Origin of the sequence: Microvirga pakistanensis (assembly GCF_004458765.1) — a bacterium.
GTDB lineage: Bacteria > Pseudomonadota > Alphaproteobacteria > Rhizobiales > Beijerinckiaceae > Microvirga > Microvirga pakistanensis.
Genome location: NZ_SPJX01000712.1, coordinates 1 through 223, shown reverse-complemented (window position 1 = coordinate 223; position 223 = coordinate 1). Strand labels below are relative to the sequence as shown.

The window sequence follows — 223 nt, the reverse complement described above, 5'->3', positions numbered from 1 at the left end:
CATAGGTTGTTTTCAGGAGGGGCAGTCATCGATAGGGATAGCACCGGCTTCGGTCGAGGGAGAGCCCAAAGTGCTCTCCGAGCTTGCGAATGGCTTCCCCGTGGTCCGGGTAGGGATCCCTGTTCTCAGGTCCGACAACGATGATCTTGAAGGATGGGTCGTTGCGTCCGCGCGGCGGAAGCATGGCTGTTGCAAGCCCATTGCCCTCCGCATCGCGCAAGGT

At 60.1% G+C, this 223-nt stretch carries 1 pseudogene; it reads right to left on the bottom strand.

Going from position 1 to position 223, the window contains the following annotated elements:
• Positions 1 to 25: 25 nt before the first annotated feature.
• Positions 26 to 223 (bottom strand): annotated as a pseudogene (locus E4K09_RS29915) (hypothetical protein); the annotation flags it as partial.